The sequence below is a fragment of the Streptomyces sp. RKAG337 genome (assembly GCF_023701715.1).
GTDB lineage: Bacteria > Actinomycetota > Actinomycetes > Streptomycetales > Streptomycetaceae > Actinacidiphila.
Window position 1 is genome coordinate 4,738,556 of record NZ_JAJOZA010000001.1, and the last position, 15,683, is coordinate 4,754,238.

At 71.9% G+C, this 15,683-nt stretch carries 13 protein-coding genes, 1 tRNA gene and 1 pseudogene; 8 read left to right on the forward strand and 7 right to left on the reverse strand.

The window, feature by feature from the left end:
- Positions 1 to 85: 85 nt before the first annotated feature.
- Complete coding sequence (locus LNW73_RS21065; protein ID WP_250976004.1) at positions 86 to 793, forward strand: TetR/AcrR family transcriptional regulator; 708 nt, start codon at positions 86 to 88, stop codon at positions 791 to 793.
- A 38-nt stretch (positions 794 to 831) separates the two neighbouring features.
- Positions 832 to 1,439: pseudogene (locus LNW73_RS21070) on the forward strand (histidine phosphatase family protein).
- Positions 1,440 to 1,912: 473 nt separating this feature from the next.
- On the opposite strand, the gene LNW73_RS21075 reads toward LNW73_RS21070, so the two are convergent.
- On the reverse strand, positions 1,913 to 3,232 hold the full coding sequence (locus LNW73_RS21075; RefSeq protein WP_250990960.1) for a tetratricopeptide repeat protein: 1,320 nt from the start codon (positions 3,230 to 3,232) through the stop codon (positions 1,913 to 1,915).
- Positions 3,233 to 3,484: 252 nt separating this feature from the next.
- Between LNW73_RS21075 and LNW73_RS21080 the strand changes: the two genes are divergently transcribed.
- Entirely contained in the window at positions 3,485 to 3,844 is a 360-nt protein-coding gene (locus tag LNW73_RS21080; RefSeq protein WP_250992989.1) for a hypothetical protein, read from the forward strand.
- 25 nt (positions 3,845 to 3,869) lie between these two features.
- The gene (locus tag LNW73_RS21085) at positions 3,870 to 4,736 is read left to right on the forward strand and encodes a spermidine synthase (protein ID WP_198357335.1); all 867 of its coding nucleotides are present in this window, start codon (positions 3,870 to 3,872) and stop codon (positions 4,734 to 4,736) included.
- Positions 4,737 to 4,749: 13 nt separating this feature from the next.
- Here LNW73_RS21085 and LNW73_RS21090 read toward each other — a convergent pair whose 3' ends face one another.
- Positions 4,750 to 5,286: a hypothetical protein gene (locus tag LNW73_RS21090; RefSeq protein ID WP_250990961.1), complete on the reverse strand. Its 537-nt coding sequence runs from the start codon at positions 5,284 to 5,286 to the stop codon at positions 4,750 to 4,752.
- A 96-nt stretch (positions 5,287 to 5,382) separates the two neighbouring features.
- Between LNW73_RS21090 and LNW73_RS21095 the strand changes: the two genes are divergently transcribed.
- From LNW73_RS21095 to LNW73_RS21105, 3 genes are all read left to right on the forward strand, one after another.
- Positions 5,383 to 6,072: a response regulator transcription factor gene (locus tag LNW73_RS21095; protein ID WP_164295417.1), complete on the forward strand. Its 690-nt coding sequence runs from the start codon at positions 5,383 to 5,385 to the stop codon at positions 6,070 to 6,072.
- On the forward strand, positions 6,069 to 7,463 hold the full coding sequence (locus LNW73_RS21100) for a HAMP domain-containing sensor histidine kinase (RefSeq protein ID WP_250976000.1): 1,395 nt from the start codon (positions 6,069 to 6,071) through the stop codon (positions 7,461 to 7,463). Before LNW73_RS21095 ends, LNW73_RS21100 begins: the two co-directional genes overlap by 4 nt.
- Positions 7,464 to 7,588: 125 nt before the next feature.
- A complete protein-coding gene (locus tag LNW73_RS21105; RefSeq protein WP_250990962.1) occupies positions 7,589 to 9,064 on the forward strand; it encodes a cellulose binding domain-containing protein in 1,476 nt (491 codons plus the stop codon).
- Positions 9,065 to 9,181: 117 nt separating this feature from the next.
- Here the strand turns inward: LNW73_RS21105 and LNW73_RS21110 are convergent, their stop codons facing one another.
- The 4 genes from LNW73_RS21110 to LNW73_RS21125 all read right to left on the reverse strand — a co-directional run bounded on the left by LNW73_RS21110 (position 9,182) and on the right by LNW73_RS21125 (position 14,118).
- Positions 9,182 to 10,645 (reverse strand): GH1 family beta-glucosidase, encoded by a 1,464-nt coding sequence (locus tag LNW73_RS21110; protein WP_250975998.1) that lies wholly within the window; start codon positions 10,643 to 10,645, stop codon positions 9,182 to 9,184.
- Positions 10,646 to 10,715: 70 nt separating this feature from the next.
- Positions 10,716 to 11,627, reverse strand: a complete 912-nt coding sequence (locus tag LNW73_RS21115; RefSeq protein ID WP_250975997.1) for a carbohydrate ABC transporter permease — start codon at positions 11,625 to 11,627, stop codon at positions 10,716 to 10,718.
- 4 nt (positions 11,628 to 11,631) lie between these two features.
- Positions 11,632 to 12,642 (reverse strand): carbohydrate ABC transporter permease, encoded by a 1,011-nt coding sequence (locus LNW73_RS21120; RefSeq protein WP_250990963.1) that lies wholly within the window; start codon positions 12,640 to 12,642, stop codon positions 11,632 to 11,634.
- A 129-nt stretch (positions 12,643 to 12,771) separates the two neighbouring features.
- Positions 12,772 to 14,118: an ABC transporter substrate-binding protein gene (locus LNW73_RS21125; RefSeq protein ID WP_250990964.1), complete on the reverse strand. Its 1,347-nt coding sequence runs from the start codon at positions 14,116 to 14,118 to the stop codon at positions 12,772 to 12,774.
- A 272-nt stretch (positions 14,119 to 14,390) separates the two neighbouring features.
- Here LNW73_RS21125 and LNW73_RS21130 point away from each other — a divergent pair, with 272 nt between their 5' ends.
- Positions 14,391 to 15,449, forward strand: coding sequence for a LacI family DNA-binding transcriptional regulator (locus LNW73_RS21130; RefSeq protein WP_250975994.1), 1,059 nt, complete (start codon positions 14,391 to 14,393; stop codon positions 15,447 to 15,449).
- A 137-nt stretch (positions 15,450 to 15,586) separates the two neighbouring features.
- On the opposite strand, the gene LNW73_RS21135 is transcribed toward LNW73_RS21130, so the two are convergent.
- A tRNA-His gene (locus LNW73_RS21135) sits at positions 15,587 to 15,659 on the reverse strand.
- Positions 15,660 to 15,683 lie beyond the last annotated feature (24 nt).

Genomic DNA, 15,683 nt, shown 5'->3' on the forward strand with positions numbered 1-15,683 from the left:
TCAACATCTCTTGGTCGGGTATGCGTGCGGGAAGACGCCCGGGGCGCCCTCCCAGGTTGCTCTCCGCGAGAAGTTAGAGAATGGCATGACCGTCACCCAGTCGGCCCGCACCCCCCGGCGCCGCGCTCCACGCAACACGCTCAACCCCGACAGAATCCTTGACGCAGCGGTCGTACTGCTCGACCGCGACGGCGCCGAGGCGTTCACCATGCGCGCCCTCGCCGCGCAGCTCGGCGTCGGCACGATGGCCGTCTACTCGCACTTCCGCAGCAAGGAAGAGATCAGCGACGCCGTCGCCCAACGGCTGCTCAGCGAGGTCGAGCTGCCCGCCATGGGCGAGGCCGAGGGCACCGCGGACGCCCGCGAGCAGCTGCGTGAAGTATGCCGCAGCGTCTTCCGGCTCTTCGCCGACCACCCCTCGGCCCTGCAGCTGCTGACCACCCGCCCCATGCGCGGCGACGAGGCCATCGCCGTCATCGACCGGATGCTCGGCCTGCTGCGCGCCGCCGGTCTCGACCGGGTCGACGCCGCGCGCGCCCACGTCGCCCTCATGCAGTACACGGTCGGCTCCGCGCTGTGGAACGTCCGGCGGGACCGCGCCCTGTGCGAGGACGGTCTGCGCGACCGGGTACGCGCCCGGCTCGCCGACCTCCCCGCCGACCGCTACCCCGCGCTCACCGAGCTCGTCCCCGAGCTCGCCATCGCGCAGGACGCGGGGATGGCCCAGTACGAGCTCGGCCTCGACGGACTCCTGACGGGCCTCATCGGCCCGGCCGCCCGGAGTGCGCGATGATGGAGTGATCTCCATTACGTGATGAAAGGTCCCTCCGCATGGCTCCGCGCATCCTTCTGGTCCGGCACGGCCAGACGGAGTGGTCCCTCTCCGGCCGCCACACCGGCCGCACCGACATCCCCCTCACCGACGAGGGCCGCCGCACCGCCCGGCTGCTCGCCGAGCGCCTGCACGGCGCCCCCTGGGACGGACTGCCCGGCCTCGAGGTCCGCACCAGCCCCCTCGTCCGCGCGAGCGAGACCTGCGGCCTCACCGGCTTCGGCGACCGCGCCGAGCCGTGGGACGCCCTCATGGAGTGGGACTACGGCGCCTACGAAGGACTCGTCCCCGACGAGATCGCTGAGCGCGAGCGCGCGGCGGGCCGGCCCGAGTGGAACATCTGGCGGGACGGGGTGGTGGGGGCGAGTCCCTGGCGGGGGTGGCGGCGCGGGCGGACGAGGTGGTGGGGTGGGCGCGGTCGGCGGAGCGGGACGTGCTCGTTTTCGCCCACGGGCACTTCTTGCGAACGCTGGGGGCGCGGTGGTTGGGGTTGGATCCGTCGTTCGGGGCGTCGATCCGGCTGGATCCGGCGTCGCTGTCGATTCTGGGGTGGGCGTACGGGGACCCGGCCGTTGAACGCTGGAACGACACGGGTCACCTCGGGTGACGTTGGGGGTCGGGGCCGGGTCCTCCGGGAGGGGGGTCCGAAATCGACTATTCAGGGCCTGGCGGCCCACAAATAGCTCGGCAGCATTTCGGACCCCCCTCCCTGCGGCCCCGTCCCCCCAGGTCACAGCTGGCCCGCTGGTGCGGGCAGGAACGCCGTCCCCGGGTCTGCGGGCGGGTGCCGACGCACCTGCATCGGTGCCGGTGTCGGGCGGGTGGGGAAAAGCCCGCCGCAGGCGTAACGGTGGGGGTGGGCGCCGACGTACCCGCACCCCCACCGCAGGTGGGTCCTGAAACCTCCGCCGGAGGCGACTAGGGCCTGTCGTCTGGATCTCCGCGGCGTCGCGGTGTCCAGCACGCACATCTGCCGCGTTGTCGTCGGTCGACGACGCTCCGCGTCGCCTCCCTCCTCCGCCTTGCAGCTGCACGCACCGGACACCGCTCCTTCCCCCACGGAGATCCAGACGACAGACCCTAGCGCTGGCGGCTCAGGAAGGCGGCTACCGCCGTCGTCCGGTGGTGCGGGCGGAGGCGGGTGGCGGTGGTGTCCAGGAGGGCCCGTACGCGGGAGGACTGGACGCGGCCGAGGAGGTCGAGGACGCGGGAGCCCGCGGCGGCGGCCTCGTCGGGGCGGTTGCCGGCGGCCAGGTTTGCGGACAACTCGGCGCCGTAGAGGGCGATGTTGCGGGTGAAGTGCGGGTCCTGGAGGCTGACGGCGCGGCGGGCGGAGTCCGCGGCGCGGCGGTGGTCGCCGAGCGCCGACCAGGACTGGGCCTCCAGGCCCGCGAGTTCGGCCTCGCCGAAGAACGTCATCCACTGCGGGTCGGCGTCGGACGGGCCGCGCCCGAAGAGCGACTGGGCGCGCGACAGCGCGCGTTCGCAACCGGAGCGGTCGCCGAGTCCCGCGCGGCCGCCCGCTTCGCGCAGTGCGAGCAGGGAGAGCAGCCGAGGCGAGGCGAGGCGCCGGGCGGCGGCCTGGGCGGCCTGGGCGGCGCGGACGGCCTCGTGCGGCCGGCCCGCGTCGCGGGCGAGGAAGGCGGTGTTGCAGAAGGCGTGGGCCTCCAGGGCGGCGTCGCCCGAGACGCGGGCCGTGGCGAGTGCCTCGGCGTAGTAGGAGCGGGCGTCGGTGAACCGGCCGGAGTCGTGGGCCAGCCAGCCGACGGAGACGGCGAGTTCACCCGCTCCGGCGTACAGCCCGTCGGCCACGGACTGGCTGTAGGCGCCCTCGTCGAGCAGCCGGTAGGCGGTGCGCAGGGCCTGGCCCGCCTGTTCGTACAGGCCGTCCGCGCCGTGTCGGTCGTCGTGCAGCCGGATGTGCCGCACGGCCTCCTCGACGGCGTGGACCTCGCCGACGCCGACCCGGCCGGCGGGTGGGTGCACGGCGGAGCCGGACACCAGGGCGGTCGCGACGACGGCGGGGCCGCCGGTCATGAACACGCGACGCAGCACGTCGCTCTCCTCGAATTCGAATTCGTACGTCTCCAGCGGTGGCGCGCCGCCGCGTCTGCCCCGTACCGCTTCGCGCGGGGAGAAGCCCAGGTCGCCCAGCGAACGGCCGGGGAACATATGGCGGAACACCCGTTCGTAGGCGTAGTTGGGGCACCGGATCTCCCCGGCCTCCACCCGCCCGATGTACCGGGCGTCGCAGCTGACCTGCTCGCCGATCTCGCGGGCGGAACGGCGTACCGCCGCAGCGAACTCGTTGGGGGAACGGTCTCCGCGCAACTGCCGGAAGGCCGCGTTGGCCATGGTGGCGGTTCGGGCTGGATCGGGGCTTGAGGACGGTGAAGCCATGGCGGACTCCTGGTGCGGACGGCGCGACGACGGTACCCGCTGTGACAGGGCCGATACCGAGAGTTTGCCTACAAAACGGATATCTCACCCGTGATCCGCCATGAAATGCCACCCCTTGCGGCGTTAGCGGGGCGTAGCTGTTGACACGGAGGCGCGTTGTACTCCTCGTAAGGGCGGTGCTGCGTCCGCCCGCGAGGAGGGTTCCCCTTGTTGGACACCGATCGGCACGAACCGAGCCCGGAGCGGAGCGAGATGCCGCAGGCGACGCCGCCGTGCGATCTCGTCACCGTTCCGACCCAGCAGGGCCTGGAGGCCGTGGACATCCTGCGGCTGCGGACCGGCGTCGGGCCGGTGCTGCACGACGACGCGGGGGACGGCATCGGGTTCCTGGTGCCGCAGGGCACCGCGGACGGCTGGGACCTGCCCGGCAGTTCCTGTACGCGGAGCAACGGCCGCGGCTTCTCGATCGGCGCGGAGCCGTCGGTGGCCGGTTCCGGGTGGCTGGTGCCGCCGGACAGCGGGCCCGGCCGGATCACCGCCACCGACCCGGCCGTCCTGCGGGCGGCGCTCGGTGAGGCGGCCCGCACCATCAGGCTGGCCGGCGGCGTCTGACCGCCCGCTGGCCGATACTGGTCGGGTGGCAGGCAAGAAGCAGGGCGGAAGGGCGCAGGCCCGCGAAGCGGTCGGCGCCGTGGTCGACGGCGGGCAGGCCGAGCTGGTCCCGGACCGGGAGCGGCCGCACGGCTGGACGCTGCTGATCGACGGCGCCCCGCAGTCGCACGTCGACCTCGACGACCCGTCGTACCTGGACTTCTCGTACCAGCGCAGGCTCGGCCACATCATCGACCTGGTCGCGCCCCCGGGGCGCCCGCTGCAGGTGCTGCACCTGGGCGGCGGCGCGCTCACCCTGGCCCGGTACACCGCCGCGACCCGGCCGCGCTCCACCCAGCAGGCCGTCGAGATCGACGGTCCGCTCGTCGAACTGGTCCGCCGTGAACTGCCGTGGGACCGGACCTGGCGGATCAAGGTGCGGGGCGGGGACGCCCGGGCGGGGCTCGGGAAGGTCCCGGACGGCTGGGCCGATCTGGTCATCGCGGACGTCTTCGGCGGCGCCCGCACTCCCGCGCATCTGACCAGCGCCGAATTCCTGCACGAGGTCAGGCGCGCGCTGCGGCCCGGCGGTTTCTACGCGGCCAACCTCGCCGACGGCGGCGCCCTCGGCTTCCTGCGCGCCCAGATCGCCACCGCACGGTCGGCGTTCGCCGAGGTCTGTGTGTCCGCCGACCCGGCGGTGCTGCGCGGCCGCCGGTTCGGCAACGCCATCCTGCTCGCCGCCGACGTCGAGCTGCCGCTCGCCGAGCTGACCCGGCGGGTCGCCTCCGACCCGCACCCCGGCCGCGTCGAACACGGCCGCCCGCTGGCCGACTTCGCGGGCGGCGCGGCCCCGGTCACCGACGCGACGGCCGCCCCGTCCCCGGCCCCGCCGGAGTCGGTCTTCCGCTGAACCGGAGGCCGGCCTAGCTCTTGTACATCTCCACCACGGGCGGGTGGCCGTTCCACGTGCAGAAGACCGACGAGGTGGTGGTTCCGCTGGTGAAGTCCACCCGGATCCATTCGTCCAGCTTCCAGACCTTCATCTCCCAGCCCGTGTCGGGGGTGGCCGAGACGAGGGTGGCCGAGGCCGGCCCGAGGTCGAGCACGACGCGGCCGCCGGTGACCTTGTAGGCGTGCACATTGCCGGTGGTGTTGCTGGTGGAGGCGTCGTGCGAGGTGCCCGGGGGCTTCTCGGGCGGCGGGGACGGCGCCTTCGTCGCGGGCTTGGTGGGCGGCACGGTCGGTGCGGGGGACGTCGTGGACGGCACCGGCTTCGGCCGGTGCGTGGAGGAGGCCACCGGCCGCGCCGAGGAACCGGCGACGGCATCGGAGACCGGGAGCGCGCGCGGTGGATCGTAGGCGGTACCGGCGAGCACGGAGTGCACCCCGAACCACGACATCGTCACCGCGGCTGTGGTCGCGAGCGTCCAGGCCCCGGCGTGAAGCAATCCTCGTTGCATCGGCACATCCTGCCGTACGCGCGGCAGGTCCGGACGCGGAGGGCGGTAAACGGACGGAGCGGTACCGGGTCCCCCGGATGGGCTACCGTGCGGGCCATGGCAAGTGTGCTCGTGGTCGAGGACGACCAGTTCGTGCGCTCCGCCCTCATCCGGCACCTCACCGAGGCGGCCCACACCGTACGCAGTGTGGGCACGGCTCTTGAGGCGCTGCGCGAGGTGGCGCAGGTCGGTTTCGATGTCGTGATCCTGGATCTCGGCCTCCCGGATCTGGACGGGTCGGAGGCGCTGAAGATGCTGCGTGGGATCACCGATGTCCCGGTGATCATCGCCACCGCCCGTGACGACGAGGCGGAGGTGGTCAGGCTGCTCAACGCGGGCGCCGACGACTATCTCGTCAAGCCGTTCTCGGTCGAGCACCTGTCCGCCCGGATGGCCGCCGTGCTGCGCCGGGCGCGCGGCCGGGAGGCCGCCCCCGACGAGACCGCGCGGCTCGCGGTCGGCGGGCTGCGGATCGATGTGCGCAGGCGGCAGGCGGAGCTCGACGGGGTGACGCTGGACCTGACCCGCCGCGAGTTCGACCTGCTGGCCTTCCTCGCATCGCGTCCCGGTGTCGTCGTGGCCCGCAAGGAACTGCTGGCCGAGGTGTGGCAGCAGTCCTACGGCGACGACCAGACCATCGACGTCCATCTGTCCTGGCTCCGCCGCAAACTGGGCGAAACAGCCGCCCGGCCGCGGTATCTGCACACGCTGCGCGGCGTCGGGGTGAAGCTGGAGCCACCGGCATGAGATGGCTGCTCGTCAAGGTGTGCCTGGCGGTGACCGCGATGGTCGTCGTCGCGTTCGCCGTACCGCTGGGACTGGTGGTCAAGGAGCTGGCCCGCGACCGGGCCTTCTCCAACGCAGAACGGCAGGCCGCCGCGATCGGTCCCGCGCTGGCCATCACCACCGACCGCGTCCAGCTGGAACGGGCGCTCGCCTCCACCCAGGCCGGCGCGGACGGCCGGATGGCGCTGCATGTGCCGGCCACCCCCGGCACCACCGCGGTCGAGATCGGCAGGCACCGTTCCTCCGACGCCGCGATGGACGCCGCGTCCAGCCGCGGCCGGGCCTCCACCGTCGCGGTCGGCGGCGGGTACGCGCTGCTGCAGCCGAACGCGGTCAGCTCGGGCACGGTCGCGGTCGTCGAGGTCTTCGTCCCGGACAGCGACATCACCCGGGGCGTCGCCACCGCCTGGATCGTGCTGGCGGCGGTCGGCATCGGCCTGATCGTCGGCTCGGTGGCCATCGCCGACCGGCTCGGCACCCGGATGGTGCGGCCGGCGGGCCGGCTGGCGAACGCGGCGAACGCGCTCGGCCGCGGCGACCTCGGCGTCCGGGTCTCGGAGGCCGGGCCTTCGGAACTGCGCTCGGTCGCCGTCGCGTTCAACGCCATGGCCGACCAGGTCGTCCAACTGCTCGCCAACGAGCGCGAACTGGCCGCCGACCTCTCGCACCGGCTGCGCACCCCGCTCACCGTGCTCCGGCTCAACGCCGCCTCGCTCGGGAACGGGCCCGTCGCCGAGCAGACCCGCGAGGCCGTCGCGCAACTGGAGCGCGAGGTCGACACGATCATCCGTACCGCGCGCGAACAGCAGATCACCGCGCCGGTCATGGCCGGCTGCGACGCCGCCGAGGTGATCCGGGAACGGATGGCGTTCTGGTCCGCCCTCGCGGAGGACCAGGGGCGCACGGCCCGCACAGCGGGCGTGGACCGGCCGGTCCGGGTGCCGGTGGCGCGCGGTGAGCTGGCCGCCGCGCTCGACGCCATGCTCGGCAACGTCTTCCGGCACACCCCGGAGGGCACCGCCTTCGCCGTGGACGTGCACAACGGCGAGGACGCCGTGATCGTGCTGGTCTCCGACGCCGGTACCGGCATCCGGGACCCCGCGGCCGCGCTGCGCCGCGGCCAGGGCGACGGCGGGCCGGGCTCGACGGGACTGGGCCTGGACATCGTGCGCCGGGTCGCCGAGTCCACCGGCGGCGACATCGCCATCGGCCACTCCGTGCTCGGCGGCACCGAGGTCCGGGTCTGGCTGGCGCTGCGCCCCGGCTCCGGCGAATCCGGCCGGGGTCACCGTGTGCCACGCCGCCGTCGCAGGCCGGGACAGAAGTCCCCCGCCAGTGGTCTGAACCTTTAACTCGCTCCGATGCCGTCCTTAAGGGCGCCATAAGAACCCCAACCCCCGCTGTGGTCAGGGCTTTTGTCCGTTCCGCCCGCGCTAGCGTCGTGCCGCACCCCGCCCCCCACGAAAGGCAGGCCGGTATGGCCAGCACGCATCGCCGTCGACCCGGGATCAAGACCAAGGCGATCGGCGGCCTCGTCGCCGCGGCCGTCGTGGCGGGAGGCGCCTTCGCGCTGGCCGGGTCAGCGAGTGCCGCCCCGGTCGGCGCCGCCTACACCAAGACGAGCGGCTGGACCGGTGGCTACACCGGGCAGTACGAGATCACGAACTCCTCGGACAAGGCGCTTTCCGGCTGGACCCTGTCGTTCGACCTGCCGGCCGGCACCACGCTCAGCTCGCTGTGGAACGGCAAGTTCACCGCGAACGGCCAGCACATCACCGTGAAGCCGGAGGGCTGGAACGCCACCGTGGCGCCCGGCGCGAAGGTCGACGTCGGCTTCGTGGCGGCGTCCGGCGGCACCGCCGCGGACCCGGTCAACTGCCTGATCAACGACGCCAAGTGTTCGGTGGACTCCGGCCCGACCGCCACCCCCAGCGGCCGTCCGACCGTGACCGCGAGCCCGACCGCCTCGCCCACCCCGACGAAGACCGCGTCGCCGACCCCCACCAAGACCAGCACGCCGACCCCCACCCCCACCAAGACCGGCGGCACCACTCCGGTCGCCGGCGCGGGCTTCTCGCCGTACATCGACACCTCGCTGTACCCGGCCTTCGACATGGTCGGCTCCGCCAAGAGCACCGGCGTCAAGCAGTACAACCTCGCCTTCATCACCTCCGGCGGCGGCTGCACCCCCAAGTGGGGCGGGGTGACGGACCTCGGCTCCGACGCGGTGGCCGGCCAGATAGGCGCGCTGCGGGCGGCGGGCGGCGATGTCCGCGTCTCGTTCGGCGGGGCCTCCGGCTCCGAACTGGGCACGGCCTGCACCTCGGTCGGCGATCTGACGGCCGCGTACGGCAAGGCCGTCGACCAGTTCAAGCTGACGAAGGTCGACTTCGACATCGAGGGCGGCGCGCTCCCGGACACCGCGTCCAACAGCCGCCGCGCGCAGGCCATCGCAGCGCTCCAGAAGAGCCACAGCGGGCTGGACGTCTCGTACACCCTCCCCGCGATGCCGACCGGTCTGACGCAGGACGGCATCAACCTGCTGGCCGACGCCAAGAAGAACGGCGTGCGGATCTCGGCCGTCAACATCATGGCGATGGACTACGGGCCCGCGTTCAACGGCGACATGGGCCAGTACGCCATCGACGGCGCCACGGCGACGCAGGCGCAGGTCAAGAGCGTGCTCGGGCTGTCGGACGCGGCCGCCTGGAAGGCGGTGGCGGTCACCCCGATGATCGGTGTGAACGACGTCAACACCGAGATCTTCAAGGTCGACGACGCGACCCAGCTGGTGAACTTCGCCAAGTCCAAGGGCCTGGGCTGGCTGTCGATGTGGTCCTCGACCCGTGACAAGCAGTGCCCCGGAGGTGCGAAGAACTTCGCCGACGCGAGCTGCAGCTCGATCGTCCAGGGCGACCTCGCCTTCACCAAGGCGTTCGCCTCCTTCGGCTGATTCCACGGCCGGCCCCATGACGCAGCGGCCCATCGGCGGGGTTTCCCGCCGGTGGGCCGCTGCCCGCGTGAAGTGGTGTCGACGGCACCCTCGAACCCCCGCACCACCCCGCGTTCCTTACGGAGCGTCAGGCTCCGTGATCTCACCCGTGCGCGCCACCTGGGCGTACCAGTGGGCGCTGGACTTCGGGATCCGGGTCTGGGTGGCGTAGTCGACGTACACCGCGCCGAACCGCTTGCTGTAGCCGTAGGACCACTCGAAGTTGTCCATCAGCGACCACAGGAAGTAGCCGCGGACATCGGCGCCGTCGGCCATCGCCCGGTGCACGGCCGCGAGGTGACCGCGCAGGTAGTCGATCCGCCGCGGGTCGTTCACCGCGCCCTCGGGCGAGACGTAGTCGTCGAAGGCGGCGCCGTTCTCGGTGACCATCAGCGGCAGGCCGGGGTTCTCCTCGGCGGTGCGCCGCAGCAGGTCGTACAGCCCGCTGGCGTCGACCGCCCAGCTCATCGCCGTGGTCTCGCCGGGCGGGAGGTGGAAGGCGACCTGCTCCGAGCCGGGCCAGGGGGAGTGCGCGCTGGCGCCGTGGCCGTCGAAGCGGGCGGCCTCGGTCCCGTCGGGCGCGGTCCGCGGGCCCGAGACGACGGTGGGCGTGTAGTAGTTGATGCCCAGCAGGTCGATGGGGCGGGAGATCTCGGCGAGGTCGCCGTCCCGCACCAGGGACTGCCAGTCCACGACGTGCGCGGTGTCCTCCAGCAGGTCCGCCGGGTAGTCGCCGTGCAGGACCGGCCCGGTGAAGATCCGGTTGCCGACGGCGTCGATCCGGCGCGCGGCGTCCAGTGCCGCCGCCGACCCGTCGAGCGGGCGCACCTGGTGGAGGTTGAGGGTGATCGAGGTCCGCGCGGTGGCGGGGAGCGTGGAGCGCAGGACCCCGATCGCCCGGCCATGGGCGAGATTGAGATGGTGGGCCGCCTTCAGCGCGGCGTCCGGCTCGGTGCGGCCGGGGGCGTGCACACCGGATCCGTAGCCCAGGAACGCCGAGCACCACGGCTCGTTGAGGGTGGTCCAGTACGGAACGCGGTCGCCGAGCGCGCCCGCCATGATCGCGGCGAAGTCGGCGAACCGCTCGGCGGTGTCGCGTACGGTCCAGCCGCCGACCTCCTCCAGATCCTGCGGCAGGTCCCAGTGGTAGAGCGTCGCGACCGGGGTGATCCCCTTGCCCAGCAGCTCGTCGGCGAGCGCGCGGTAGAAGTCCAGGCCGCGCTGGACGGCGGGCCCCCGGCCGGTGGGCTGGACCCGTGACCAGGAGACGGAGAACCGGTACGCGCCCAGGCCGAGGTCGGACATCAGGGCGACGTCGTCGCGGAACCGGTGGTAGTGGTCGGCCGCGATGTCGCCGGTGTCGCCGTTGTGGACCCGGCCCGGAGTGTGGCTGAAGGTGTCCCAGATGGAGGGGGTGCGGCCGTCTTCGGCCACGGCGCCCTCGATCTGGTACGCGGCGGTGGCCGCGCCCCAGACGAAGCCGGGCGGGAAGCGGAGCAGACCGGTGGATGCGGTCTCGGTCTCGGGTCGGACAGCGGTCATACGGGGGCACTCCCAAAAGTGAGCATGACGGGGGTGGGGGCGTCGGCCTGCGCGAAGCGCTGCGAGCGGGTCAGCTCTTGACGGCGCCGGCGGTGATGCCGCCCACGATGTGTTTGCCGAGCAGCGCGAAGACCAGCAGCAGCGGCACGGTCGCGATCAGCGCGCCGGTCAGCACGACCGCGTGGTCGATGGTGTGGTCACCGGAACCGAGCCCGGCCAGCGCCACCTGCACGGTGGGGTTCTGTTGGTTCAGTGCGATGAACGGCCAGAAGAAGTCGTTCCAGGACTGGACGAAGACCAGCATCCCCAGCACCGCCATGGCCGGCCGCGCGATCGGGAAGACCACGTGCCAGACGATCCGCAGGCTGTGCGCCCCGTCCACCCGGGCCGCCTCGATCAGCTCGATCGGCAGCGCCTCGGCCAGGAACTGCCGCATGAAGAACACCCCGAACGCCGCCACCAGCGACGGCAGGATGACCGACTGCAGCCGGCCCACCCAGCCCAGATCGGTGATGATCTGGTAGAGCGGGATCACGCTGAGCTGCGGCGGGATCGTCATCGTCGCGACCACGAGGGTCAGCAGCCCGTTGCGGCCCCGGAAGCGCAGCTTCGCGAAGGCGAAGCCCGCCAGCGTGGCGAACAGCACCGTGCTGAGCGAGACGAACCCGGCCACGATGGTGGAATTGACCAGCGCCTGGCCCATGTTGACCTGGTCCCAGGCGATCTTCAGGTTGTCGATCAGATGGCTGCCGGGCAGCAGCTCGGTCGGCGGCTGCACGATCTGGGTGTCGGTACTGGAGGCCGCGACCACGGTCCAGTACAGCGGGAAGAGCGAGACCAGCGCGGCGACCACCAGGACCACGTACGTGACGGGTCCCGCGTGGTCCTGCCGTCCGGCGCGGGCCGCGAAGCGCCGCGGTTTGGGCGGGGTGGGGGTGGGTTCCGACCGGTGCGCGGTCCGGTCCGCGACTGCGTGTGCCATGAGGTCAGCCCCCCAGCTTCCTGCGGTTGACCCGCGTGATGATCAGTTGGACGGCGCCCACGAGCAGCAGGATCAGGAGCATCACCCACGCGACGGCCGACGCCTGTCCGAGCGCCCCGTTCTGCCAGCCCTTCTCGTACATGTAGAGGCTGAGCGTCTGGTACTGGTGCGCCGATCCGCCGCTGACGCCCAACCCGCCGCCGAACAACATCGGTTCGCCGAACAGCTGGGTCGCCCCGATCGTCGAGACGATGATCGTGAACAGGATCGTGGGACGGATCGAGGGGATGGTGACGCTGAGGAACTGCCGCCAGCGCGACGCCCCGTCGAGCGCGGCCGCCTCGTACAGATCGCCCGGCACGGCCTGCATCGCGGCCAGGTAGATCAGTGCGTTGTACCCCGTCCAGCGCCAGGTGACGATCGTCGAAATAGCGATCTGGGACGGCCACTTGTCGGCCTCCCACTGGATGTGGTGCACCCCGAAGTGGCCGAGCAGCTGGTTGACCATCCCGTAGTCGGGATTGAAGAGCTGGACGAAGACCAGCGAGGCCGCCGCGATCGACGTCGCGTAGGGGGCCAGCACCGCGACCCGGAAGAACCCGCGCGCCCGGAGCTTGTAGTTGAGGAGATGGGCCAGGCCCAGCGCCATCAGCAGCTGCGGGACGGTGGAGATCACCCCCAGCGAGAACGTGTTGCGCAGCGCGTTCCAGAAGAACTCGCTGTCCCACAGCCGGGTGTAGTTGTCGAAGCCGCGCCACTGCGCGGTGCCGCCCAGTTCGACCTGGTGGAACGAGAGCCAGCCCGTGTAGATCAGCGGGAAGAGCCCGAAGGCGGCGAAGCAGACGAAGAAGGGGGCGATGTACGCGTACGGCGTCGCCTTGAGGTCCAGGCGGTACAGCCGCGAGCGCCAGGAGGGGCCGGCGGGCGTGCCGGGGGTGCCCGGCGGTGCGGCGGCGGGGACGGGCCGGGCCGGCGGCGGACTGCCGTCGGCCGACGCCCTGACGGAGGTGGCCACGAGTGGCGTCCTTCCCGGTCGGGTCGGTCGGTCTCAGTCGGTCCCGGCCGGGACGAGGGGTCGCGGCCGGATCAGCGTCGTGGGGCGGGCCGCCCGGCAGGTGTGCGCACTGCCGGGCGGCCCCGCCGGCTACTGGTCGATCTTGTCCTTGACCAGCGCCTGCACGGTGGACCACGCCTTGTCCTTGGACGTGCCGTGCTGCTCGATGTCGAGCAGCCCGTTGTCGGTGATGTACGTCTTCACCTGGCCGTCGTAGCGGCCGATCGGCGCCGGTGTGACGCTCTTCGCGGTGGCCGTGTAGACCTTGCCGACCGGCGCGGTGCCGAAGTACGGGTTCGTCGCGCCCTGCACGGCCGGCGAGTCGAGGCCGGCCTTGGTGGACGGGATGTTGCCGTTCTTGGCGAACACCTTCGCCTGCTGCTCGGGTGCGGTCAGCCAGGCGGCCAGCGCGGTCGCCTCAGCGGTGTGCTTGCCCGCCTTGGGCACGGACAGGAACGCGCCGCCCCAGTTGCCGGACTCCGGCGCCGCGGCGATGTCCCACTTGGCCGCGTTGGCCGGGCCCGCCTGTTCCTTGATGATGCCGGTCATCCAGCTGGGGCAGGCGATGGTGGCGAACGTCGAGTTCTTGAACGCCGCGTTCCAGGTGCCCTTGTCGTCGAACTGCCGCAGCTTGGCGCTCAGGCCCTGCTGCGCCGACTCCACCGCCAGGTCCCACGCCTTCTTCACCCCCGGGCTGGTGTCGTAGATCAGCTTGCCCTGGTCGTCGGAGTACTGCTGCGCCTGGCTGGAGACCACCGCGTTGAAGACACCGCTGGCGGAGTCGGTGAAGGAGACCCCGGCCGGCGCCTTGGCCTTGAACTGCTTGCCGGTCTCGATGTACTTGGCCCAGTCGCCCGCCCACAGCGCGGCGACCGCCTCGCGGTCGGTCGGCAGACCGGCCTTCTGGAACAGGTCCTTGCGGTAGCAGACCGCCATCGGGCCGACGTCGGTGCCGAGCCCGATCACCTGGCCGCTCTTCGTGGTGGCCTGCTTCTCCTTCCAGTCCAGCCACTTGGTGGTGTCCACCCCGGCGGCCTTGCCCAGGTTGATGAACCGGTCCCCGAGCGTGGCGGTCGCCTCGGCGATGAAGCCGACCTCGATCGCCTGGACGTCGGCCAGGCCGCTGCCCTGCGACAGGTGCAGCTTCAGCGCGTCCCAGTACTTCTGGCCGTCGGCGACGTTGTCCTCGACGATCGTGATGTTCGGGTGCAGCTGGTGGTACTCCGAGAACAGGGCCGCGCCCGTCTTGTCGTCGTAGCCGAACGAGCCGAAGTCGCCGACGTGCAGCGTGATGTTCCCGGCCCCGGTGTTCCCTTTCTTCCCCGAGTCCGAGCCGCTGTCGCTGCTGCAGCCGGTGATCAGGGTCGCGCAGGTCGCGAGCCCCGCGACCGCTATCAGTGCGGTCCTGCGGGCGCGAGTGCCGCTGGAAGTGCGCATTCCACTCTCCTTGTCCAGGGTGGTTCTGGCGTGCGTGCTGGCTTCTGTTCCGACGTGCGGGTGTACGACGAGGTGTGGGAGCGCTCCCACGAAGGCTTGCCGGAACAGTCCTGCCTCGGAGGGGGGAGTGTCAAGGCATGAAGTCGTTTTCGTTGCCGGAACGTGTCCGGACCGGACCTTCGATCACTTCTTGAACGAAACCGGCACCGCACGGCCGCTATCGTGAGAGATCGTGGGAGCGCTCTCACGCACGGTGCGTCCGAGCGCCTAGGATGGCGCGTCAGTCATGTCGGGAGGCGGAAGTGACCGTGAACGGTCGGCACAGCGGACGGCCCACGCTCGAAGAGGTCGCCGCACGCGCCGGGGTGGGCCGCGGCACGGTCTCCCGGGTCATCAACGGCTCCCCCCGGGTGAGCGACCGGGCCAAGGCCGCCGTCGAGGTCGCCATCGCCGAGCTGGGGTACGTCCCCAACCGCGCCGCCCGCGCCCTCGCGGGCAACCGGACGGACGCCATCGCGCTCGTCATCCCGGAACCCGAGACCCGGCTCTTCGCCGAGCCCTACTTCTCCGACATCATCCGCGGCGTCGGCGCCGAGCTCGCCGACACCGACATGCAGCTGCTGCTGACGCTGATCCGTACCCCCAAGGAACGCTCCCGCTTCGCCCAGTACCTCAGCGCCCACCGGGTCGACGGCGTCCTGCTCGTCTCCGTGCACGAGGACGACCCGCTGCCGGACCTGCTGGAACAGCTGGACATGCCCGCCGTCCTGAACGGCCGGCGCTCCGACCTGGAGTCCGTGTCCTACGTGGACTCCGACAACGTGGGCGGCGCCCGGTCCGCCGTCGGCTATCTGCTCGGCCGCGGCCGCCGCGTCGTCGCCACCATCACCGGCCCCGTCGACATGTACGTCGCCCGCTGCCGCCTCGACGGCTACCGCCAGGCCGTCGGCGCGGCGGGCCTGGGCGACGACGCCTCGCTCGTCGCCCGCGGCGACTTCACCGAGGAGGGCGGCCGGCGCGCGATGCGCGAACTGCTCGCCCGGCGGCCCGACGTGGACGCCGTCTTCGCGGCCTCCGACGTCATGGCCTCCGGCGCCCTCCAGGTCCTGCGGGAGGCCGGCCGGCGGGTCCCCGACGACGTGGCGCTCGTCGGCTTCGACGATTCCGTCATCGCCCGCCATATGGACCCCGCCCTCACGAGCGTCCGGCAGCCCATCGAGGAGATGGGCCGCACCATGGCCCGCGTCCTCCTGGAGGAGATCGCGGAACGCACCTCGGTGCGGCGGCATGTGGTGCTCGCCACGGAACTGGTGCGGCGGGACTCGGCGTAGCGAAGGTCGGCGTTCACCGGAAAGTGTGACGTCGGACACAGGGCGAACGGCGCCGCCCCGGCCCCCACCGGGCCCTCGGGACCCAGGACATGACGAAGGCCCGGTCTGTTCTCACAGACCGGGCCTTCGTCGTTCAGGGTGAGTGACGGGACTTGAACCCGCGGCCACCTGGACCACAACCAGGTGCTCTACCAACTGAGCTACACCCACCATGTCCGGCGCTTCTCGGCGCCG